Annotated in this window: 23 protein-coding genes, 1 tRNA gene and 1 other RNA gene; 6 read left to right on the forward strand and 19 right to left on the reverse strand. The window is 68.3% G+C overall.

From position 1 onward, the window contains the following. Both otsB and otsA read right to left on the reverse strand, forming a co-directional pair. Entirely contained in the window at window positions 1-822 is an 822-nt protein-coding gene (otsB, locus tag ASF68_RS03900) for a trehalose-phosphatase (RefSeq protein ID WP_056007081.1), read from the reverse strand. Beyond that, window positions 819-2297 carry an alpha,alpha-trehalose-phosphate synthase (UDP-forming) gene (gene otsA / locus ASF68_RS03905; protein WP_082498642.1) on the reverse strand — a complete coding sequence of 493 codons (1479 nt, stop codon included), beginning with the start codon at window positions 2295-2297 and terminating at the stop codon, window positions 819-821. The genes otsB and otsA overlap by 4 nt, the downstream gene beginning before the upstream one ends. A gap of 162 nt (window positions 2298-2459) precedes the next feature. Here otsA and ASF68_RS03910 point away from each other — a divergent pair, with 162 nt between their 5' ends. The 3 genes from ASF68_RS03910 (at window position 2460) to ASF68_RS03920 (ending at window position 4193) form a co-directional block, all read left to right on the forward strand. Beyond that, on the forward strand, window positions 2460-3293 hold the full coding sequence (locus ASF68_RS03910; protein WP_200936391.1) for a sugar phosphate isomerase/epimerase: 834 nt from the start codon (window positions 2460-2462) through the stop codon (window positions 3291-3293). Window positions 3294-3297: 4 nt separating this feature from the next. After that, window positions 3298-3486, forward strand: coding sequence for a hypothetical protein (locus ASF68_RS03915; protein WP_056007086.1), 189 nt, complete (start codon window positions 3298-3300; stop codon window positions 3484-3486). A 182-nt stretch (window positions 3487-3668) separates the two neighbouring features. Next, window positions 3669-4193, forward strand: a complete 525-nt coding sequence (locus tag ASF68_RS03920) for a hypothetical protein (RefSeq protein ID WP_157580193.1) — start codon at window positions 3669-3671, stop codon at window positions 4191-4193. A gap of 369 nt (window positions 4194-4562) precedes the next feature. Here the strand turns inward: ASF68_RS03920 and ASF68_RS03925 are convergent. Next, window positions 4563-4635, reverse strand: a tRNA-Lys gene (locus tag ASF68_RS03925). 145 nt (window positions 4636-4780) lie between these two features. Here ASF68_RS03925 and ASF68_RS03930 point away from each other — a divergent pair. Further along, window positions 4781-5584, forward strand: coding sequence for an inositol monophosphatase family protein (locus ASF68_RS03930; RefSeq protein WP_235522555.1), 804 nt, complete (start codon window positions 4781-4783; stop codon window positions 5582-5584). 63 nt (window positions 5585-5647) lie between these two features. Further along, complete coding sequence (locus tag ASF68_RS03935; protein WP_056007092.1) at window positions 5648-6631, forward strand: DNA topoisomerase IB; 984 nt, start codon at window positions 5648-5650, stop codon at window positions 6629-6631. Here ASF68_RS03935 and ASF68_RS03940 read toward each other — a convergent pair. From ASF68_RS03940 to prfB, 12 genes are all read right to left on the reverse strand, one after another. Then, window positions 6628-6993, reverse strand: coding sequence for a hypothetical protein (locus ASF68_RS03940; RefSeq protein ID WP_056007095.1), 366 nt, complete (start codon window positions 6991-6993; stop codon window positions 6628-6630). The genes ASF68_RS03935 and ASF68_RS03940 overlap by 4 nt on opposite strands. A gap of 15 nt (window positions 6994-7008) precedes the next feature. Next, window positions 7009-7386, reverse strand: coding sequence for a monovalent cation/H(+) antiporter subunit G (gene mnhG / locus ASF68_RS03945; RefSeq protein WP_056007098.1), 378 nt, complete (start codon window positions 7384-7386; stop codon window positions 7009-7011). Next, window positions 7383-7646, reverse strand: a complete 264-nt coding sequence (locus ASF68_RS03950) for a monovalent cation/H+ antiporter complex subunit F (protein ID WP_056007101.1) — start codon at window positions 7644-7646, stop codon at window positions 7383-7385. Before ASF68_RS03950 ends, mnhG begins: the two co-directional genes overlap by 4 nt. Continuing rightward, complete coding sequence (locus ASF68_RS03955; protein WP_056007104.1) at window positions 7646-8215, reverse strand: Na+/H+ antiporter subunit E; 570 nt, start codon at window positions 8213-8215, stop codon at window positions 7646-7648. Before ASF68_RS03955 ends, ASF68_RS03950 begins: the two co-directional genes overlap by 1 nt. Continuing rightward, complete coding sequence (locus ASF68_RS03960; RefSeq protein WP_056007107.1) at window positions 8215-9783, reverse strand: Na+/H+ antiporter subunit D; 1569 nt, start codon at window positions 9781-9783, stop codon at window positions 8215-8217. Before ASF68_RS03960 ends, ASF68_RS03955 begins: the two co-directional genes overlap by 1 nt. Beyond that, window positions 9780-10259, reverse strand: coding sequence for an NADH-quinone oxidoreductase subunit K (locus ASF68_RS03965; protein ID WP_056007110.1), 480 nt, complete (start codon window positions 10257-10259; stop codon window positions 9780-9782). The genes ASF68_RS03960 and ASF68_RS03965 overlap by 4 nt, the downstream gene beginning before the upstream one ends. Next, a complete protein-coding gene (locus tag ASF68_RS03970) occupies window positions 10256-13186 on the reverse strand; it encodes a Na+/H+ antiporter subunit A (RefSeq protein ID WP_056007112.1) in 2931 nt (976 codons plus the stop codon). Before ASF68_RS03970 ends, ASF68_RS03965 begins: the two co-directional genes overlap by 4 nt. A gap of 139 nt (window positions 13187-13325) precedes the next feature. Then, window positions 13326-13694: a transfer-messenger RNA gene (ssrA, locus tag ASF68_RS18440) on the reverse strand. Window positions 13695-13830: 136 nt separating this feature from the next. Then, complete coding sequence (smpB, locus tag ASF68_RS03975) at window positions 13831-14307, reverse strand: SsrA-binding protein SmpB (protein ID WP_056007115.1); 477 nt, start codon at window positions 14305-14307, stop codon at window positions 13831-13833. Between the two features lie 111 nt (window positions 14308-14418). Next, the gene (gene ftsX, locus ASF68_RS03980; RefSeq protein ID WP_056007118.1) at window positions 14419-15333 is read right to left on the reverse strand and encodes a permease-like cell division protein FtsX; all 915 of its coding nucleotides are present in this window, start codon (window positions 15331-15333) and stop codon (window positions 14419-14421) included. After that, on the reverse strand, window positions 15330-16640 hold the full coding sequence (gene ftsE, locus ASF68_RS03985; RefSeq protein ID WP_056007120.1) for a cell division ATP-binding protein FtsE: 1311 nt from the start codon (window positions 16638-16640) through the stop codon (window positions 15330-15332). The genes ftsX and ftsE overlap by 4 nt, the downstream gene beginning before the upstream one ends. 100 nt (window positions 16641-16740) lie before the next feature. After that, entirely contained in the window at window positions 16741-17850 is a 1110-nt protein-coding gene (gene prfB, locus ASF68_RS03990) for a peptide chain release factor 2 (protein ID WP_056007124.1), read from the reverse strand. A 46-nt stretch (window positions 17851-17896) separates the two neighbouring features. Here prfB and ASF68_RS03995 point away from each other — a divergent pair, with 46 nt between their 5' ends. Continuing rightward, window positions 17897-19165: an MFS transporter gene (locus tag ASF68_RS03995; RefSeq protein WP_056007127.1), complete on the forward strand. Its 1269-nt coding sequence runs from the start codon at window positions 17897-17899 to the stop codon at window positions 19163-19165. Between the two features lie 24 nt (window positions 19166-19189). Here ASF68_RS03995 and ASF68_RS04000 read toward each other — a convergent pair whose 3' ends face one another. From ASF68_RS04000 to ASF68_RS04015, 4 genes are read right to left on the reverse strand one after another with little or no spacing between them, the layout of a single operon-like run. Further along, window positions 19190-19654, reverse strand: coding sequence for a hypothetical protein (locus ASF68_RS04000; protein WP_056007129.1), 465 nt, complete (start codon window positions 19652-19654; stop codon window positions 19190-19192). Then, complete coding sequence (locus ASF68_RS04005) at window positions 19651-20064, reverse strand: TadE family protein (RefSeq protein ID WP_157580195.1); 414 nt, start codon at window positions 20062-20064, stop codon at window positions 19651-19653. The genes ASF68_RS04000 and ASF68_RS04005 overlap by 4 nt, the downstream gene beginning before the upstream one ends. A gap of 49 nt (window positions 20065-20113) precedes the next feature. Further along, on the reverse strand, window positions 20114-20539 hold the full coding sequence (locus ASF68_RS04010; protein WP_235526749.1) for a TadE/TadG family type IV pilus assembly protein: 426 nt from the start codon (window positions 20537-20539) through the stop codon (window positions 20114-20116). Next, window positions 20523-20717: a hypothetical protein gene (locus ASF68_RS04015; protein ID WP_056007134.1), complete on the reverse strand. Its 195-nt coding sequence runs from the start codon at window positions 20715-20717 to the stop codon at window positions 20523-20525. Before ASF68_RS04015 ends, ASF68_RS04010 begins: the two co-directional genes overlap by 17 nt. Between the last annotated feature and the right edge of the window lie 3 nt (window positions 20718-20720).

Raw genomic sequence — 20720 nt, forward strand, 5'->3', positions numbered from 1 at the left:
TTAAGAGTCTACGGCTTCCTTGTTGCTTCGATATTCCGCGAGCATGCCGAGGACTCGCGCGATCTCCGAGGGTCCTTCGACCCGGAAATCCGCGGCGGTCACGCCGGTGCCGCTCTTCACCCCGAGGTCTCCCGGGCCGAGCGCTCCGAACGCGTCCTCATCCGTGACGTCGTCGCCCGCATAGAACACGGCGTCTGCTTTCGTGTACCGCCGGAGGTGTTCGACGGCTTCGCCCTTGGTCGCGCTCCTGAGCGAGAACTCGAGGACGTTCTTGCCCTCGCGAACCGTCAGGGCGCCGAACTCGTCCTTGGTGTGGGCGAGTGCTTCGAGGTGGGCGATCCTGGAGTCTTCTTCACTGGCGAGCCTGGTGTGCAGGGCGAACCCTGCCGGCTTCCGCTCGATCCAGACATTATCGTAACCCCCGGCGACGTCCTGGAGGATCCGCTGCAGCGTCTCCCGCTGCTCGCGTTCCTCGTCGTCGAGGGCGAGCGCGTCGTCGGGGTTGTCGAGGCGGATCTCGACACCGTGCGAGCCGGCGAACAGCGCGTGGTCGGGCAGTTCCGCCACCGCCACGAGGCTGTCGATCGCGCGTCCGGACACGAGCGCGACCCGGGTGCCCGGCAGGTCCATGAGCGCGAGGACGGCTTTGCGTGCGGCAGGCAGGGCACGTGCCTGGTCTGGGTCGTCGACCTCGGGCGCCAGGGTGCCGTCGAAATCGAGGGCGACCAGGAGGCTCGGGACGTCGGCCAGGCGGCGCAACTCCGCGCGCAACCCGAGGGGAAGCCCCCCGAGGGTGTCGGTGGGCTCGTCGGTGGTGCTCATGACTGGGTGGTGCTCCCCTGCTCGGTGGTCGATGCCGTGTCGCGGACGCGGTGCAGCTCGTCGAGGAAGGATGCGGACCAGCGGGCGACGTCGTACTCCATCACGCGCTTGCGCAACGCACGCATCCTCCGGCCGCGTTCGGCCTTCGTCATGTGGACCGCCTGCAGGATCGCGGACTTGAGCCCCTCGATGTCGTGCGGGTTGATCTTCAACGCCTGCTTCAGCTCGTCGGAGGCTCCGGCGAACTCGCTCAGCACCAGGACGCCGTCGTTGTCGTAGCGGGCCGCGACGTACTCCTTGGCGACGAGGTTCATCCCGTCGCGCAGGGCCGTCACCAGCATGACGTCGGCGGCGAGGTAGAGGGCGGCCATCTCCTCGCGCGGGTACCCGTGATGGAGGTATTGGATCGCGGTGTGGCCGATCGTGCCGAAGTCGCCGTTGATCCGGCCCACCGTCTGCTCGATGTCGTCGCGCAGCTGGCGGTAGGTCTCGACCCGCTCACGGCTGGGGCTCGCGACCTGGACCAGCGTGACGTCCTCGACCGCGAGCTTGCCCTGCTCGAGGAGTTCCCCGAAGGCCTTCAGGCGGTGGCCGATGCCCTTCGTGTAGTCGAGCCGGTCGACGCCGAGCATGATCGTCTCCGGATTGCCCAGCTCCTCACGGATCTGCTTGGCCCTCGCGATGATCTCCGGGCGCTGGGCGAGCGCCTGGTAGCCCTGGCTGTCGATCGAGATCGGGAAGTGCCTCGCGATGACCGTGCGGTAGGGAGCGCCTCGCTTCGACGCGGCGGGCGCGGCGTCCGTCGTGACGGACACGAGCGCGGCGTCGAGCGGGACCTGGATCGCGGCACCCTTGGTCTCGTAGCCGAACAGACGACGGACCGCCCGGGAGAAGTTCCCGGCGTCCGCCACGCGCTGGAACCCGATGACGTCCGCGCCGAGCAGACCCTCGATGATCTGGCGGCGCCACGGCAGCTGGGAGTAGATCCCGTAGGCCGGGAACGGGATGTGGTTGAAGAATCCGATCGTGAGGTCGGGACGGAGCTCGCGGAGGATCTTCGGTACGAGCTGCAGCTGGTAGTCCTGCACCCACACGGTCGCGCCGTCGGAGGCGGCGGCCGCAGCGGCCTGGGCGAAGCGACGATTGACGGCCACGTAGGAGTCCCACCACTCGCGGTGGTAGCTCGGCGGCGCGATGACGTCGTGGTAGAGCGGCCAGATCGTGTCGTTCGAGAAGCCCTCGTAGTAGCGGGCGATCTCCTCCTCCGACAGCGGCACCGGGATGATCCACATGTCGTCGTTGTCGAACGGCTCGATCTCGAGGTCGGCCGACCCGGCCCACCCGATCCAGGCACCGTCCGCGCCGCGCATGACGGGTTCGAGGGCGGTGACGAGTCCGCCGGGAGAGGTCCGCCAGCTCTCGGCACCGTCTGTATCGACGACACGGTCGACCGGCAGTCGGTTAGAGACCACGATGAAGTCGAAGGTCGACGCTGATCCGCCGTCAGGCGCGGAATATCTGGTGATGATGACCCTCCCGGGTTGCTCGGGTTCGCCCTTCAGGCTAGCAGCGTTCCGCACGGCGAAACCGCGTGTTCAGACGGCGAGCATATGCTTGCGCTGATGATCCGCCACGGCATGAGCACCTCCTGCGTCTACCCCTCCGGCACCAGGCGCGCCTTCGAACTCGCCGCGGAAGCCGGCTACGACGGCGTCGAGGTCATGGTGACCGAGGACCGGGTGACGCAGGACGCGGTCGCGCTCCGGTCGCTGGCCGACGAGACCGGGCTGGACATCCTCTCGATCCATGCTCCGGTGCTCACGAGGACGGCGTTCGTGTGGGGGCGGGACCACCGCGTGAAGCTCCGTCGCTCCGCCGAACTCGCCGACGCCGTGGGCGCCTCGACGGTCGTCGTCCACCCGCCGTTCCGCTGGCAGCGACGGTATGCGGCGGCGTTCGTCGACCTCGTGGCGGAGCTCAGCGAGCAGTACGGCCTGGAGATCGCGGTCGAGAACATGGCGTGCTTCCGGAGCCGGGGGCTCCGCGTGCAGCCGTTCGCATTCGGATACGACCCCGGCCCGCTCGCGTGTGCGGCGCTCACGCTCGACTTCTCGCACGCGGCCCTCGCCGGCGAGGACTCGCTGGAGATCGCCACCCGCTACGGCGACCGGCTCCGACACATCCACCTCTGCGACGGCACGTCCCCGTCACCCCGCGCCGCCTTCCTCGACGAACACCTCCTGCCTGGCGACGGCGACCAGCCGGTCGCCGCGGTGCTCGAGCGGCTCCGCGCGGCGGAGTGGTCGGGCAGCATCGTCGCCGAGGTGCACCTTCCGAGCGGTGGCGACGACGCCAGCCGCGTGGCGCAGCTCCGATCGTCGCTCGCCTTCGCCAAGCGAGCCTTCGCTAGCACACGCCGGCTGCCGGACGAAAGCCCGGATGCGGGGGGCCTCCCCTACCGGCTAGCGTGAAGGCATGCGCAAATACCTTTTCAACGGCAGCATGATCTCCGCGGTCTTCGGCGGCATCTCGGCTCTCCAGGCCACGCGCCAGGGCCCCCGCGACTGGAAGCTCATCCTGCTGTGGCTGAGCTGGGGCATCTCGCTCGCCCTCGCGATCAGCACGGTCCTCGAAGAGAGCAAGCAGGCCGAGATCGGACGCTGATCCGGCGCTACCACGGAGTACCCGGAATGCCGTGAACCCCGGCGTCGTCCGCGTGTCTCCGCGGCGTTCCGTACTCGGTGACCGACAATGAAGGCAGTCCTTTCCAGGGACGATCCGCTTTCGATGAAGGGCCCGCCATGTTCGGTCGCCGACGCCACGCTGCACCTGTCTCCGCATCGAAGTTGACCGAGAAGCAGCTGTTCGACCTGGTGCACGCGCGACTGGCCGGCGAGCTCGGCGCGAACGGCGCCTGGGTGCTGTCTCGGCGCACGCCGAGCTCCGGCGATGAGATCTTCCACGAGGTCTACGCGCAGCAGCTCGCGCACGAGATCGCCACCGACATCGACCTCGAACAGGCCGCGGTCACGGTCCGGGCCGAAGCCGCACCGGCCCGCGGATGGCGCCTCTGGTCACGTCCGCAGGAGCAGCTCGACGCCGTCGAGGTGGAGCTCGAGGTCGCCGCGGGCACCACGTCGCCGGTCGAGCAGGCGGAGCCCGTGGAGACGCTCGTGCCGGCAGCTGGCACCGAGCAGGCCGAGCCCGAGCACTCCCCCGAAGCCGAGGAGGAGCCGGTCGCCGAACCGACCCTCGTGGAGCGGACGCTGCTGGAGCCTCAGCACTACCCGATCACCGTGTGGGCGGAACCCGAGTTCATCGACGCCAGCCTCGTCAACCCGGTTCCCGCGCGGCGGAGTTCCGTCGCCTGAACCGACGCATCGACACGCACGGCCGTCCACCTCGGTGGGCGGCCGTTTCGTCGTCGCAGGACCTGAGCGGGCATGACGCCTCATCGAACCCGAATCGATGAGACGCCACGGCGACGGCGGGCACTGATGCGCGCTGTCGCTACGCCCCGAGCGGTGGGGTGACCACACGGAGGCCGTCGTCGGCAACGGCAGGACCCGATCCCGCCAGCTCGCCGACCCTTTCAGGGTCTCATGCCATGACGCCTCGGGACGCCGATGACGCGAATCCGACGCGGGCTGGCGCGAAACGTTGCAAAATCGGTTCAGCTCCCGCAGGGTGGGCCCGAAACGACGACGGCCCCATCCGAAGATGAGGCCGTCTCTGTGTTGTGCACCCCCCCGGACTTGAACCGGGAACCCACTGATTAAGAGTCAGTTGCTCTGCCAATTGAGCTAGAGGTGCGTGGTTTCGGAGTGTTCCGAACCGAGATATGACACTATCACCGAACCTGCTCCGGTGCGAAATCGAGCCCGTCGGCGTGTCGCGCGGACGGCCCCACGCGTCCGCATGTCCGAGGATCCGATCCGCGCGACCCTATCCTGGACTGGTGACCGACCACTCCCCAGCTTCCTCTGCAGACCTCGAACTCGCCCTCCGGCTGGCCGACGCGGCGGACCGCATCGCCATGGACCGGTTCGAGGCACGCGACCTCGAGATCTCGACCAAGCCGGACCGCTCGCACGTCACGGACGCCGACCTCGCCGTCGAACGGGCCATCCGCGGCATCCTCGAGACCGAACGGCCCGATGACGGGGTGTTCGGCGAGGAGTACGGTGCGCAAGGGCCGACGGACCGCCAGTGGATCATCGACCCGATCGACGGCACGGCGAACTTCCTCCGCGGCGTCCCCAACTGGGCGACACTCATCTCCCTCGCTGTCGACGGGGTACCGGTCGTCGGTGTCGTCAGCGCACCGGCCATGCACGCCCGCTGGTGGGGCGCCATCGGGCACGGGGCATGGGGACTCCGGTTCGGCGAGGTCGAACCGCGCCGGCTCGCCGTCTCCGCGGTCGCAGACCTCGCCGATGCGTCGTTCAGCTTCCAGAGCATCGCGCAGTGGGCCTCCGTGGGGCGTATCCCCCAGCTCCTGGCCCTGTGCGGCTCGCTCTGGCGTGATCGCGCCATCGGCGACATGTGGCCCTACATGCTGCTCGCCGAGGGCTCGATCGACGCCGTGGCGGAGTTCGGGGTCCAGGAGTACGACCTCGGCGCTCACGTGCCCATCGTGCTGGAGGCCGGCGGACGCTTCACGGACATCGACGGCAACCGGTCCATCTCGACACGGAGCTCCCTCGCGACGAACGGGCGCCTGCACGACGCCTTCCTCGCCGAGCTGCCCCCGGTCGACTGACACGATCAGCGGGCACCGCGCAAGCCCGGCGAGCGGTCCGATGACGCGTCGTACGCTGAGCGGATGGTACGACTGAGGCGCAGTGACGTCAGCGGGCAGGGCATCCGACGGGTTCGCTCCGGACGCGGCTTCAGCTATCGCCTGCCCGACGGTTCCCTCCTCGAGGACCAGGAGATCCGTGCCCGTATCGACGGCCTCGTGATTCCGCCCGCCTGGAACGAGGTGTGGATCACCCCCTACGCGAACGGGCACATCCAGGCGACCGGCATCGACACGGCCGGCCGACGCCAGTACCTCTACCATCCCTCGTGGCGCGAACGCCAGGACCGCAACAAGTTCGACCGGGCGCTGGCCCTCGCCGAGGCCCTCCCGGCGGCACGAGGACGGGTCACGCGCGACCTCAGACTCGAGGGCTACCCGCTGGCCCGTGTGTCTGCCGGGGCGTTCCGCATGCTCGACACGGGGTCACTGCGCGTCGGCGGCGAACAGTACGCGGAGGCGAACGGGAGCCACGGCCTGTCGACGCTCGACGGCGCACACGCCCGGGTCAGCGGCGACACCGTCGCCCTGAAGTTCCCGGCCAAGAGCGGACAGCCCTGGGAGTCGGACATCGTGGACGCCGACCTCGCCTCACTCATCCGTTCCTTGAAACGGCGAGGCCCGCATGCCCGGCTCCTCGCTTGGAAGGACGGCAACCGGTGGAGGCACCTCCAGGCGAGCCAGATCAACGACTACGTCCGAGCGCAGACCAACGGTGCGTTCACGGCGAAGGACTTCCGCACCCTCCACGGCACCGTCGCAGCGGCCGAGAGCCTCGCGAAGGCCGGACCGGTCCGGAGCAAGACCGCGCGATCGAAGGTCGTCGCCCAGGCCATGCGGGATGCCGCAGCGGTCCTCGGCAACACCCCGGCGATCGCCAAATCGAGTTACGTCGACCCACGCGTCGTCGACCGCTACGCGCACGGCGAGACGATCCCGCCGGACGGCCGGGGCTCCCCTGAGCTGGCCCTGCGCGTCCTGCTCGTCGGAACGGACGACGGGTCCTAGTCCTCACCGTGTTCGTGGCTGCCGTCGCTGTCATGCGACAGTCGACCGCCAGCGAGGTGCCGCTCGACCTCCGATTCCGGGATGAGCTGCAGCCCGCGCGGCGAATGGGATGTCTCCGAGAGCACCTCGAGCCAGGCCCGATTGAGTTCCGGAGGCCGGCTGCCGAAGAAGCGGAACTGCAGCGGGATGCTCGGAGACAACCACAACGAACGCCGCCCGGAACCGTGTTCGGCGTCGTTCGCCCAGCTGAGGAAGAAGCCCTCCTGCCGACGGAGCTTCGCCCCGATCACGGCCTTGAGGTGTGCGAGCGCGCGGTCGTCGATCTCGTACTCGTCGCCGGATCCGTAGATGAGCATTCCCATGAGGACATTGTGCCGCTACTCGGGCGTATGTCCCGGATGTCGTTCCTCGCCGAGCTCTTCGCGTCCGGCGAGCTCGTCGCGGACGAGCAACGTCTCGTCGAAGTTCCCACTCCGGTACGCCGCGCGCGCGACCATGTGCGCCGAGATGGGCGCCGTCAGACTCTGGAAGACGATGATGGCGATGGCGATCGTGATCGTCCCGACCGTGGGACTGGACACGGCGACATCGGCGATGATGGCGATGAGCCCGAGGATCTGCGGTTTCGTCGCCGCGTGCAGTCGCGAGAGGACGTCGGGGAAGCGCAGGAGACCGACCCCGGCGGCGAAGCACATGATCGCCCCGACGATGACGAGCGCGCCGGTGACGATGTCGCGGATGAGATCGACGGTCATGCGTCGTCCTGCTTCGACATGAACCGCGCGACGCTCACCGAACCGACGATCGCGAACATCGCGAGCGCCAGGAGGACCGGCAGACCGTCGGTATGCCGGTTGACGGCCATCTCCGCCCCGATCGCGCACATCACGGTGGCGACCAGCACGTCGGATGCGATCACGCGGTCGAGGAGGCTGGGCCCGCGGATGATGCGGTAGACCGCGGCGAGGGCGGCGGCGGCGAACAGCACGGACACGACGATGACGACGACGAGCATCACGCACCCCTTCCGGTCGAGACGTGGTCGTGGTCATGGCGGAGCGCGTCCGCCTCGGTGCGCGAACCGATCGCGAGGATGAGACGCCGCTCCGTTCCGAGGACCTCGGCGACGACCTGCTCGATGTCGGAGTCGTCGTGCACGTTCAGGGCGTGCAGGTAGAGCGTCGACGCGGTGCGGTCGAGGTCCACCACGATCGATCCGGGCACGATCGACACCGCTTCGGCCGTCCAACTCATGATGAGGTCGGACGAGGTCCGGAGACGCACCGCGATGAGGGCGTTGCTCGACCGGAAGGACGGACGGAGGACGAGCCAGGTGATCTCGGCGCTCGCGCGGACGATGTCGACGAGCAGGCGGCCGAGGAACACCGCGGTCCGCCAGACGTTGATACGACCGCTCAGCTCGACGGCAGGGAGGTAGAACAGGAACGAGACCAGGAGAGCGACCCCGAGCCCGGTCACGAGCGTGAGGAGGTCGAACATGCCCCAGAGGAGGCACCAGAGCAGCACCAGTCCCGCCGTCAGGAGGGCCTGGCTGACGAACGCGCGACGACGTGACGGTTGCATTACCTCAGGTGCTCCGTTCCGTCGGGGAAGACCGCGGTGATGTAGTTGTCCGGGTCTTCGATGTTCTCGGCGGCCCGCGTCGCGAGGCCGAACAACGGTCCGGCGAACACGGTGAGGGCGAGGGTCAGGGCGACCATGCCGGTCGTCGCGCCGATCATCGGGCGGGAGATGGTCTTGGTGTCGACCGACCCCGAGTCCTCCGGGCTCTCGGCGAGCTGGTCGAGGAGCGGCGACGAGTATCCGGCGACCTCGTCCTTGCCGCGCCAGAACCCCATGTTCCAGACCCGCGCCAGCGCGTAGAGGGTCAGGAGCGAGGTCGCAGCACCGGCCGCGATGAGGATGTAGGAGAGCGGGTCCCCCAGGGCGACACCGGCCTGGAAGAGGCCGATCTTGCCGAGGAACCCGGAGAACGGCGGGATGCCGCCGAGGTTCATCGCCCCGATGAAGAACAGCACCCCGACGATCGGCGAGGCCTTCAGGATCCCGCCGAGCCGGGAGATGGAGGTCGTCCCGCCGATCCGCTCGACGAGCCCGGTCGTGAGGAACAGGGTGGTCTGGACGACGATGTGATGGACGATGTAGTAGATCGTCGCAGCGGTGCCGGCGACCCCACCCACCGCGATGCCGAAGATCATGTACCCGATGTGGCTGACGAGCGTGAACGACAGCAGCCGTTTGATGTCCGCCTGTGCGACCGCGCCGAAGATCCCGATGAGCAGCGTCAGGAAGGCGATCACCATCAAGGGCGTCGCGAGCGGGACCTCCTTGAAGATGAGCGTGTCGGTGCGGATGATCGCGTACACACCGACCTTCGTCAGCAGGCCGGCGAAGACCGCGGTGACCGGCGCCGGTGCGGTCGGGTACGAGTCCGGGAGCCAGAACGAGAGCGGGAACACCGCCGCCTTCACCGCGAAGCCGAGCAGGAGGGCCGCGCAGAGGATCGCCTGGACCTCCATGGGGAGATCGCGGACGCGGTCGGCGACCAGGGCGATCGTGACCGTGCCCGTCGCGCCGTAGATGAGTGCGATCGCTGCGACGAAGAGGAGGGACGACATGAGGCTGATGACGATGTACGTCACGCCCGCACGGATCCGCGCGCCGGTCCCGCCCAAGGTGAGCAGCACGTAGCTGGATGCGAGCAGCATCTCGAACCCGACGTACATGTTGAAGAGGTCGCCGGCGACGAAGGCGTCGAACAGACCGGCCGCCAACACCAGGTAGGTGGGGTGGAAGATCGACACCGGGGTCTCGCGGTCGCCGTCGACGATGCCCTGACCGATGGCGAAGACGAGGACGCCGAGCAGCATGAGCGCCGCGATGAGCAGCATGATCGCCGACAGGCGGTCGACGACGAGGACGATGCCCCACGGCGGGGACCAGCCGCCCAGTTCGACCACGATGGTGCCGCTCTGGTCGACCGCTGCCAGGAGCACGGCGCTGATCACGGTCACCGCGGTGAGCGCGACGACGCTGATGAGGACCTGGGTCTTCCGGCGGTTGCGGAACATGAGCGCGACGGCGGAGCCGATCAGCGGGATCATGACCACCAGGGGCACGAGTGCGTTCATTCGCCCGCTCCCTTCCTGGCCGTGTTCCGATCGTCGCCGTGCTCGTTGCTCTCGTCGAGGACCCGTTGGATGGCCTCGTCGTCTAGGTCGACCTGGTTGAAGACCGCGTCCGTCGCCGCCTCCGTGTCGTCCGCGTGCTCGTCGCTGAGGGTGTCACCCTCGTCGCCGAGCTGCGCCAGCCACCAGGTCCGGTAGATCAGGGCGAGGATGAACGCCGTCACGCCGAAGTTGATGACGATGGCCGTCAGCATGAGCACCTGCGGCACCGGGTCGACCATGCGGTCGTCCGAAGCCGTCCCGGTGACGAGCGGCGCGGTACCGCTCGGTCCGCTCATGATCAGGATCAGGAGGTTCGTCGCGTTGCCGACGAGGACGAACCCGATGAGGAACCGCGTCAGGCTGCGTTCGAGCATGACGTAGACGCCCGTGCCGTACATGACGGCCATCAGGACGACGAGGGTGAGGGAGGCGCTCATCGTTCGACCTCACTCGCCGAGAACTCGTCCGTACTCTGCTCGTCGATGTCGGCTTCCTCCTGTTGACGGTCGACCTCGGCTCCGAGACTGCGCAGGATGTCGAGCGCGAGCCCGACGACCACGAGATAGACACCGATGTCGAAGATGCTCGACGTGCCGAAGGAGAGGTGGCCGAGGATCGGGACGTCGGCCGAGAAGTACGCGGATTGCAGGGCTTCCCCGCCGAAGAACAGCGACCCGACGGCGGTGCCGACCGCGAGGAGCAGGCCGACGCCGAGCACCTTGCCGGCGTCGATGGGAACCGCCTCCCCCAACTCGTACCGGCCACCGGCCAGGTACCGCATCACGAGCGCCAGTCCGGCGAGCAGGCCACCAGCGAACCCACCACCCGGCTCGTTGTGTCCGACGAAGAGGAGGAAGATCGAGACGACGATCGCCGGGTGGAACAGGAGTCGGACGAGCACCTCGAGCAGGATCGAGCGGTTCGCCTCGGCGATGGCACGGCCGCCGATGAGCCACGAGTGGCGTCCGACGGCGTCGCGGGGAGCCTCCATCTCGCTGTCCGCCAGATGCGGGTCCGACACGACCTGCGAGCGCAGGCTGGGCGTCCGACGGCGACGGGCGCCGCTCAAGCGCGGCACCTCCGCACCGCGCTGGGAGACGAACAACAGGCTGGCGATGCCGGTGGCGACGACGACGAGGACGGAGATCTCGCCCATCGTGTCCCACGCGCGGATGTCGACCAGCATGACGTTGACGATGTTCTTGCCGTGTCCCTCTTCGACCGCGAGGCGGGGCAGTTCGGTCGCGATGCTCTCCGCCTGGCGTGCGCCGAGGGCGATCACCCCGATGAGCCCCATGACGGCCCCCGTCAGGGTTCCGATCACGACGCGGCGGGTCCGGTGGACCGGAGCGTTCCGCTGGGCGATCTTGGCGGGGAGCCGACGGAGGACGAGGACGAAGACGACGATGGTGATGGTCTCCACCAGAGCCTGCGTGAGGGCGAGGTCGGGGGCGCCGTGCAGGGCGAACAGCGCCACGAGGCCGAAGCCGGTGACACCCACGAGGAGGACCGCCGCCATGCGTTGCTTCGCCCTGGCCGCAGCGATCGCCGCGGTCGCCATGATGATGGCGATCGCCACCTGTGCCGGGTAGTCCCACAGGCGGACCTCGTCCGGCCAGGCCCGGCCGACGAGTGCGATCGTGCCGAGCGTCAGGACGAAGACCACGAGGATCGTGGACAGATACTGGACGAGCCCGCCGCGCTGCGCGAAGAGGGTGACCTTCGCCGAGAGCCGATCGATCCCCTGTGTCGCGGCCCAGTAGCCCTTCGACGAGTCGATGACCGACGGGAGGCGGTCCTGCAGTCGCGCGACCGGGAGACGCCAGCGGAAGAGCAGCACACCGAGGAGCACGACGACCGCCGAGATCCCGAGGGCGGGCTCGAAGCCGTGCCAGAGCGCGAGGTGGTATCCGCCCTCCCCCACCGAGTCCGCGTAGGGCGCGAGAACGGTGTCGATCGGGGTCGTCGCGAAGCCGAGCACGATGGTGGCGACCGCGAGGACACCGGGAGCGATCAGGATGCTGCCGGACTCCGCGTGCAGCTCGGTCGGTGCCGCGCCACGGCGGTCACCGAACGCGCCCCAGAGGAACCGAGCACTGTAGGCGACCGTCAGGACGGAACCGACGGCGGTCCCGATGATCGCGACCCACCCCCAGACGTCGCCCTCGAGTGCGCCCTCGAGCAACGAGGTGAACACGGCCTCCTTGGCGACGAAGCCGAAGAGTGGAGGAATGCCAGCCATCGATGCGACGGCGATCGCGGCGATCACGGCGAGGACCGGCGTCTGGCGCCCGACACCGGAGAGATGCCGCCAGTCGCGGGTCCCGGCCCGATGGTCGATGATCCCGACCACGAGGAACAGGGCGGCCTTGTAGATCGCGTGAGCGAGCAGCAGCGCCACCGCCGCCAACGCCGAGTCGCGCGTGCCGTAGCCGGAGACCACCATGAGGAACCCGAGCTGGCTGACGGTGCCGTACGCCAGGACGAGTTTGAGATCGTACTGACGGAGCGAACGCCAGGCTCCGGCCACCATCGTCAGGACGCCGAGACCGACGAGCATCGCATCCCAACCCGGGGTGTCGGCGTACCCCGGCGCGAACCGCGCGACCAGGTAGATGCCGGCCTTCACCATCGCCGCCGCGTGGAGATAGGCGCTCACCGGCGTCGGGGCGGCCATCGCGGCTGGCAACCAGAAGTGGAAGGGGACGAGGGCGGACTTCGAGATCGCACCCACGAGGATCAGGAGGATCGCGACGGTGGTCGCCGGACCGGTGAGGCCCTGCTCCACGATCGAGGCGAGGGAGGTGCTCTGCGCCTGCACCGAGATCATGATGACGCCGACCAGCATCACGAGCCCGCCGAAGGTGGTCACCAGCAGCGCCTGCAGCGCCGCTCCACGGCTCTCCTTGCGATCGGTGTAGTGCCCGATCAGCAGGTAGGAGAGCACACTCGTGATCTCCCAGAACATGAACATCACGATGATGTCGTCGGCCGTGACCAGCCCGAACATCGTTCCGGCGAACGCGAAGAGGAACGCGGCGAACCGCCCGAGTCCGGGCTCGTCCGCTGAGAAGTACCGCGCGCAGTACACGAGGACGAGGGCGCCCACCCCGGTCACGACGAGGGCGAGCAACCAGGCGAGCGTGTCCATCCGGAACGACAGCGCGATGCTCAGCTGCGGGATCCACTCGATGGTCTCGACGACGGTGCCGCCGGACGTCACCGTGGAGGTCTGGAAGAGCGTCCAGATGAATGCCGCCGCGGGAATACACGCGATGACGTAGAAGACCTTCGTCGACAGCACTCTCGTGAGTGTGGGCGTGGCGACGGCGATCGCAGCAAAAACAAGCAGGATTGTCGCCATGCAGGTCTCCCGGGTGGTGGCGGCCTCTGGACTCCCAGGCTAGCAGCCCGTCGGGGGCCGCCTGACCTCAAGCACGACGAAAGGCCCCCGCTGAAAGCGGAGGCCCGACGTCGAACCGACGGCGTGCGACAACGACCAGGTGTGGAGATGGGGGGAATTGAACCCCCGTCCACTGCTGTGATTCTGCGCCTTCTACGGGCGTATCCCTTAATGCGTTCTACTCGGCCCCGACCATTGACAAGGGCATCTTGGTCGACGGGCCCAGCCGAGGAAAAGTCCCGGATGACGTCGCGGCTCCGTCATCCAGCAAGTCCCCTAGATGACGCCAGGATCCGAGACGGGGACACGCTCGGTCTGACGGACTATCGGGCTCGCTTAAGCAGCGAGGGCGAAGTCAGTGCGCTTAGAGTTGGCACTTGTTGTTTTGCAGAGATCGTTAACGAGATAACCCTGCATCCTCGACCCGCTTCTCGCAGTTTCGCAGGCAATGTCGAAACCGATCATCCCCATGCGCTCAGCACCCCGTCGCCGAGGTGAAGAGGGTCGTTGTCACACGCTGTCGAGTTGTCAATCCACCGCGAGCGGTGAACGAGCACCTTCCGGTGCAGCTTTCAAGTGTACCGCGCGCCGGCGGTGGTGTCACCCTATTCGCCGAGTCGGTTCCTGGTGGCCATCGCGCGAGCCGCCTCGCGGGTGTCCTGCTTCTCGCGCAGGGCATGCCGCTTGTCGTACTCCTTCTTGCCCTTCGCCACGGCGATCTCGACCTTGGCCTTGCCGTCCTTGAAGTAGATCTTCAGTGGCACCAGCGTGAACCCACCCGGTGCGATCTTGTGCGCGATCTTGTCGATCTGCTCGCGGTGCAGCAGCAGCTTGCGCTTGCGCCGCGGCGGATGGTTCGTCCACGTCCCCTGGCCGTACTCGGGGATGTGCACCGCGTCGAGCCACGCCTCACGGCGGTCGATGAAGGCGTATCCGTCCACGAGCGACGCGCGACCGGCTCGCAGCGACTTCACCTCGGTACCCGTCAAGACCATGCCGGCCTCGTAGGTGTCCTCGATCGTGTAGTCGTGGCGGGCCTTGCGGTTCGTGGCCACGACGTTCTCGCCCCGTTCCCTCGGCACGGTGTACTCCTGACGTTCTGGTTCGGATCCATCGGAACGGACCGGCCGCGATCGCGGCAGCCTGTCAGTCTAACGCAGAGCGAACGGCGCGGTGTCCGCACCGCTCCCCCACTAGACCTTGAGGTACCGCGAGATCGCGAAGTTGGCCGAGATCGCGGCCAACAGCACGCCGACGAGCAGCAGGATCGGCAACACCACGAAGGCGTCTCCGAGATCGACAAAGTTGACGTACCGCATGCGGTCCGCCAGGTATCCCTGGACGAACACCTGGACGATGGTGATCACCGCCCCGGCCGCGAGGACGGAGCCGATGAGTGCCGCGAACACGCCCTCGAGGATGAACGGTGTCTGGATGAACCGGTTCGACGCACCGACGAGCCGCATGATCCCGAGTTCCCGGCGTCTGGAGTAGGCCGACAGCCGGATCGTGGTCGCGATCAGGAGGGCTGCCGCGACGAGCATGAGCGCGGCGATCCCGATCGCGGTGTAACTGGCGATGTTCAGGACCGAGAAGATCTGGTCGAGATACTGGCGCTGATCCGTCACCTGCTCCACGCCCGCGACGCCGGAGAACGCCTCGACGAGCACGTCGGACTGCGACGCGTCCTTCATGTTCACCCAGAACGTCTCGGGGAGCTGATCGGCGGTGACGAACTGCGCGATGTCGTTGCCCTTGAACTGCTCCTGGAAGTTCGTGAACGCCTGCGCCTGATCCTCGAAGTAGAACTTGTCGACGAAGGGGGCGAGGGTCGACGACTCCAACGCGCTCTGCACGGCGGCGCGCTGTTCCTCCGTGGCCGCACCGGCGGCGCAGGTGTCGCCGGCACTGTCGGCGGTGCACAGGTAGATGGCGACCTGAGCGCGGTCGTACCAGTAGTTCTTCATCTGGCCGATCTGCATCTGCAGCAGCACGGCCGTTCCGACGAAGGTCAGGGAGATGAAGGTCACGAGCACGACGGAGACCACCATCGAGACGTTGCGGCGCAGGCCGTTCCAGACCTCGGACCAGATCAGTGCGAGTCTCACTTGGTCGGCCCCACGTTCTGCTCTCCGTCTTCGGAGCCGCGCGCGGCGGCGCGCAGGCCGAGCCGCTCGGCGAGCGACAGGTGTTCGACCTCGATCGGATCGATCTCGTTGCGCGCCGGGAGCCCGATGGGTCCGGTGGCATTGCTCAGGCGTTGTGGCGGCGCGACCTCCGGGACCGCGTCCGCCGGGGGCAGTGCGGTCTCGTCGTCCGGCGTCGCCGCCTCGGCCCCGGTCGTGTCCTGCACCTGCTCTTCGGCTCGCGCGACCGGCGATTCCGGCTCGGCGACCGACGTGACGGCCGGTTCCTCGATCGGGGTCGCGACGGAAACGCGGGTCGTCGACTCCTCGGTGTCGTTCTGAGGCGAGGAGTCGCGCGGGACCGCGCTGGACGCGGCCGTTGCGGCGGGAGCCGTCGGCGTGGCGGCGGTGGCGGCGACCGCGGCGGCTGCCACGGCACTCGTCGTGGGCTCGGAACTCGCTGCGACGGAGGACGTCGTGGTCGTCACCGGGACCGCCGGGGTCTCTGCGACAGCCACCGCGGGCGTCGATGCAGTGACCGGCGCCTGCTGGGCGGACGGGGCGGCGGCCTTCGACGACCCTCGGACGAGCCCGGGGATGGCGGCGGTCGTGCCGTACCCACCGTGTCGTTCGTCACGGACGATCTGGCCGTCCTGCAATTCGATCACCCGGCGCTGCATCTGGTCGACGAAGCCGGCCTCGTGGGTGGCCATGACGACGGTCGTGCCACCGGCGTTGATGCGTTCGAGCAGCTGCATGATCCCCGCGCTGGTCGCCGGGTCGAGGTTGCCCGTCGGTTCGTCGGCGAGGAGGATCTGCGGCTTGTTCACGATCGCCCGCGCGATGGCGACACGCTGCTGCTCACCACCGGAGAGCTCGTGCGGGAGTCGCTGTGCCTTGCCGTCGAGACCGACCATCTTGAGGACGTCGGGGACGGCCTCCTGGACGAATCCGCGTGACTTGCCGATCACCTGCAAGGTGAAGGCGACGTTCTGGTAGACCGTCTTGCTCGGGAGCAGCCGGAAGTCCTGGAAGACGACACCCAGGCTGCGACGGAAGTACGGGACCTTGCGGTTCGAGATCGAACCCAGGTCGTGGCCGAGCACATGGATCTTGCCCTTGCTCGGCTTGTCCTCCTTCAGCATCAGGCGGAGGCAACTCGACTTCCCGGATCCCGAAGCACCGACGAGGAAGATGAACTCTCCGCGAAGGATCTCGAAATCGACGTCGTTGAGGGCGGGACGCGAGGTTCCCGCATACTTCTTGGAGATGTGATCAAACCGAATCATGGCTCCTTGAGCTTAAGGAGCGGCGTGCCGATTACGGGCAGGACACGCCCGCGATCCGTACCCTGTACGAGGGCTGGGCGAACACTATGTCCGGGTCCGGCTACTCGGCTTTCGACATCGAACGCCACCGGATCCCGGCGGCGATGAATCCGTCGAGATCGCCGTCGAACACGGCTGCCGGGTTCCCCTGCTCGTGCTCCGTCCGCAGGTCCTTGACCATCTGGTACGGCGCGAGCACGTACGAGCGCATCTGGTCGCCCCAGCTCGCGGTGATGGTGCCGGCGAGCTCCTTCTTGGTGGCCGCCTCCTGCTCCTTCTGGATGAGGAGGAGTCGTGACTGGAGCACGCGCATGGCCGCGGCACGGTTCTGGATCTGGCTCTTCTCGTTCTGCATGGACACGACCGTGCCCGTCGGCAGGTGGGTGATCCGCACCGCGGAGTCGGTCGTGTTGACCGACTGACCGCCGGGGCCACTCGAGCGGAAGACGTCGACCCGGATGTCCGACTCGGGGATCTCGACGATCTCCGTCTCCTCCATGAGCGGGATGACCTCGACGGCGGCGAAGCTGGTCTGTCGCTTCCCCGCAGCTCCGAACGGGCTCATGCGGACGAGCCGGTGCGTCCCGGCCTCGACGCTGAGGGTGCCGAAGGCGTACGGTGCGTCGACCTCGAAGGTGGCCGACTTGATCCCGGCCTCTTCCGCGTAGCTCGTGTCCATGACGGTGACCGGGTACTTGTGCTGCTCAGCCCATCGCAGGTACATGCGGAAGAGCATGTCGGCGAAGTCGGCCGCGTCGACACCGCCGGCGCCCGCACGGATGGTGACGACGGCCGGACGCGGGTCGTACTCGCCGCTCAACAGGGTCTGGACCTCGAGGTCGCCGAGCACCTTCTGGAGGCTGATGAGCTCCTGGCGGGCTTCCTCGGCCGACTCCTCGTCCTCGGCGTCCGTGGCGAGCTCGATGAGCACCTCGAGGTCGTCGAGACGGTTCGCGATGCTCGTGATCCGGGCGAGCTCGGACTGACGGTGGCTGAGCGCACTCGTCACCTTCTGCGCGTTGGTGGTGTCGTCCCAGAGATCCTGGGCACCCGCCTGCTCGCTCAGCGTCGCGATCTCGGCTTCGAGACGGTCGACGCCGACGACGCTGCGGATGTCGTCGAAGGTCGAGCGGAGGGTACTGATCTGTGTGGAGAGGTCCAAGTCAAACATTTGGGATCAGCCTACCGCGCAGTGCCGCGGGCGTACGATCGAGCAGATGACTTCCGAAGAACGCCCGTTCAACCTGCGCTCCGTCGCGGTCGCGGTCTTCCTCCCCACCCTCCTGTTCTCGATCGGCGAGGGTGCGATCATCCCGGTCATCCCCGCTGTGGCGGGGAACCTCGGCGCGACGCTGGCCGTCGCCGGTGTCATCTCGTCGCTCATCATGCTCGGGGAGCTCGTCGGCGACGTGCCGTCGGGGTGGATCGTCAGCCGGATCGGCGAACGCTTCGCGATGATGTGGGCCGCTCTGCTCGCCGTCGTCGGTGTCGCGACCGCTGCGATCTCACCGAACCCGTTCGTCCTCGCGCTCGGGATCTTCTGCATCGGCCTCGCGACGGCGGTGTTCGGCCTCGCGCGGCATGCCTTCATGACGACGTACGTGCCGATCCGCTACCGCGCGAGGGCCCTCTCCTCGCTGGGCGGGGTCTTCCGCGCCGGCACCTTCATCGGCCCGTTCCTGGCCGCAGGCGTCATCCACCTGACCGGCACCTCGCAGGCGGCGTTCTGGGTCATGGTCGTGTGCTGCGTCGGGTCCGCGGTGACGCTGCTGGTGCTCCCCGACCCGGCCGAGATGTTCGGTCGGCCGAGCCCGACCCGAGGCCCGGAGGGCGAAGCCCGGACCGAGGGTGAGGAGCTCGCGGCAGCGGAGTCGAGCGGGCTGCTCGCGGCGATCCGCGCCCACGGCGTCGTCCTCACGCGGATGGGGACCACCGCCGCGCTCGTCGGGGCCATGCGGTCGTGCCGTGCCGTGCTCCTCCCCCTGTGGGCGGTGAGCATCGGCCTGTCCGAGACCGAGACGGCACTCATCATCGGCGTCGTCGGAGCGGTCGAGTTCGCGTTGTTCTACGCCAGCGGGCAGATCATGGACCGTTGGGGCCGGATCTGGACGGCCGTCCCCTCGATGATCGGTCTGGGCTCGGGGTTCATCATCCTGGCGTTCACGCACGACCTCGACAGCGCCGCAGTCTGGTTCATCGCCGTCGCCCTGGTGCTCGCACTCTCGAACGGTCTCGGCAGCGGAATCCTCATGACCCTCGGATCGGACCTCGCGCCGCCGGACCGCCCGGCGCCGTTCCTCGGTGCCTACCGCTTCCTCGGAGACGCCGGCACCGCCGCCGCTCCGCTGGCGATGTCCGGGATCACCGCGGCCGCATCGATCTCCCTCGCCGCGGGCACCATCGGCGGTGTCGGGCTGATCGGCGCGTTCCTCCTGTTCCGGTTCATCCCCCGCTTCATCGACCGCGGCTCTCGGCCCTTCCCCTGATCGGTAGCGAGCCGTTCGGCGTGGTCACCAGAACACGCTGCGGGCGCTCGCCGTCGCCTCGATCCGCACACCCGCCGGCACGAACAGCGTCAGCATCGGCGGACGCCACTCGGATGCCAACGAGACCTCAGCGCCCCGCCCGTCCGGAGTGACGGCCTCGAGGATCTCGACGCCGGTGAGCGCACCTGGGCCCTCGGCGGCCAGTGTCGCGCGGGCACTCGACGCCACGGCGGCGTCGTCGAGGACCGGCCGGAACGAGCCGTCGGGCAGCATGACGACGTCGTCGATCGAGAACGACTCGGCAGCCGTGGCGGCCAGTCGATCGGCGAGCCCGAGGAGGCGCTTGTGCTCGACGTACAGGGAGGTCGCGGCGATCCCGACGAGCACGACCGCGAGCGTCACCGCGGCGAAGCCGATCGTCAGGAGGATGGTGGATCCTTCGTCGGTGCGGAGGTCGCGGCCGGCCGGACCCGATCGCGTGCCCGTCATCCTGCCTCACCGTCGCGGTCGTCGAATCGTGAGATCGGCGCCGTCGCGGATCCGGACACCGGCACCGCCGCCCACGACCCGACGATGTCGGGCATGAGCGGCAGGGCCACCAGGATGTCGATCCTCACGCTGACGGATCCAGCCCGTTGGCCGCACGGCAGGCCGGCTGGCAGGCAGCCGAGCTGCGCCGAAGCCGCCGATCGGTCGAGCCCGAAGTCGGCCAGCGCGAGTGCGAGTGCATCGTCCACACGAGTCCGACCCGTGGCGTCGTCCGGTGCCCGTGCGTACGCTTTCGCCGCCTGCACGGCGGCACCGTCTGCCGCCAGCACCGCCGCCTGGATCTCCGAGAGCGCCACGATGAGGTAGACCAACGGGACGAGCAGGACCAGGCCGACGGTGATGAACTCCAACGAAGCCGAACCGTCGTCGTCCCGCGCGCCCGCCGATCCGCCGGTCCGGTCACTCGAGCGTCTCCAGCACCGCACGGCCCTCCACCTCCAACGCGCCCGGGAGACCGAGGAGTCCGATGACGGGCAGCGGAGCACGGACGGTCACGGTGACGACGCCGGCGCCACCACGATCGGCAAGCGACGCCCGGATGTCGCCCGTGTAGGCCTCCCCCACTGCCACGGCGACGAGATGCCGTGTCCGGTCGGCACCGTCGAGCAGTTCGGTGTCGGCGAGGGCTCCGAGACGGGCTCCCTCGGCGGCAGCGTCGATGAGGGTGTTCCGCACGTGCAACGCGAGGGCGAGCTGCACCACGGACATCATCAGGATCGTCAGCATCGCACCGACGAACACGAACTCGGCGACGGCTGAACCGTCCTCCTCCCGAGCGCACCGGCGACGCAGGCGTCCTCCGCCGGCCTCAGATACCGGAGACACGCTCGATGGCCTGCTCGAACACCTGCGTGAGCGCCGGGCCGGCGACACCCCAGATCAGGAGGACGAGCCCCGCCGTCATGAGGGTGATGAGCACCCAACCGGGCACATCGCCGCGGTCCTCGTCGAGGAGGGCCCGGCCTCGGTCGCGGAGGCGTTGCGGGAGGAGGGGGGAGGACATGTG

The sequence above is a fragment of the Plantibacter sp. Leaf314 genome, assembly GCF_001423185.1.
Taxonomy (GTDB): domain Bacteria; phylum Actinomycetota; class Actinomycetes; order Actinomycetales; family Microbacteriaceae; genus Plantibacter.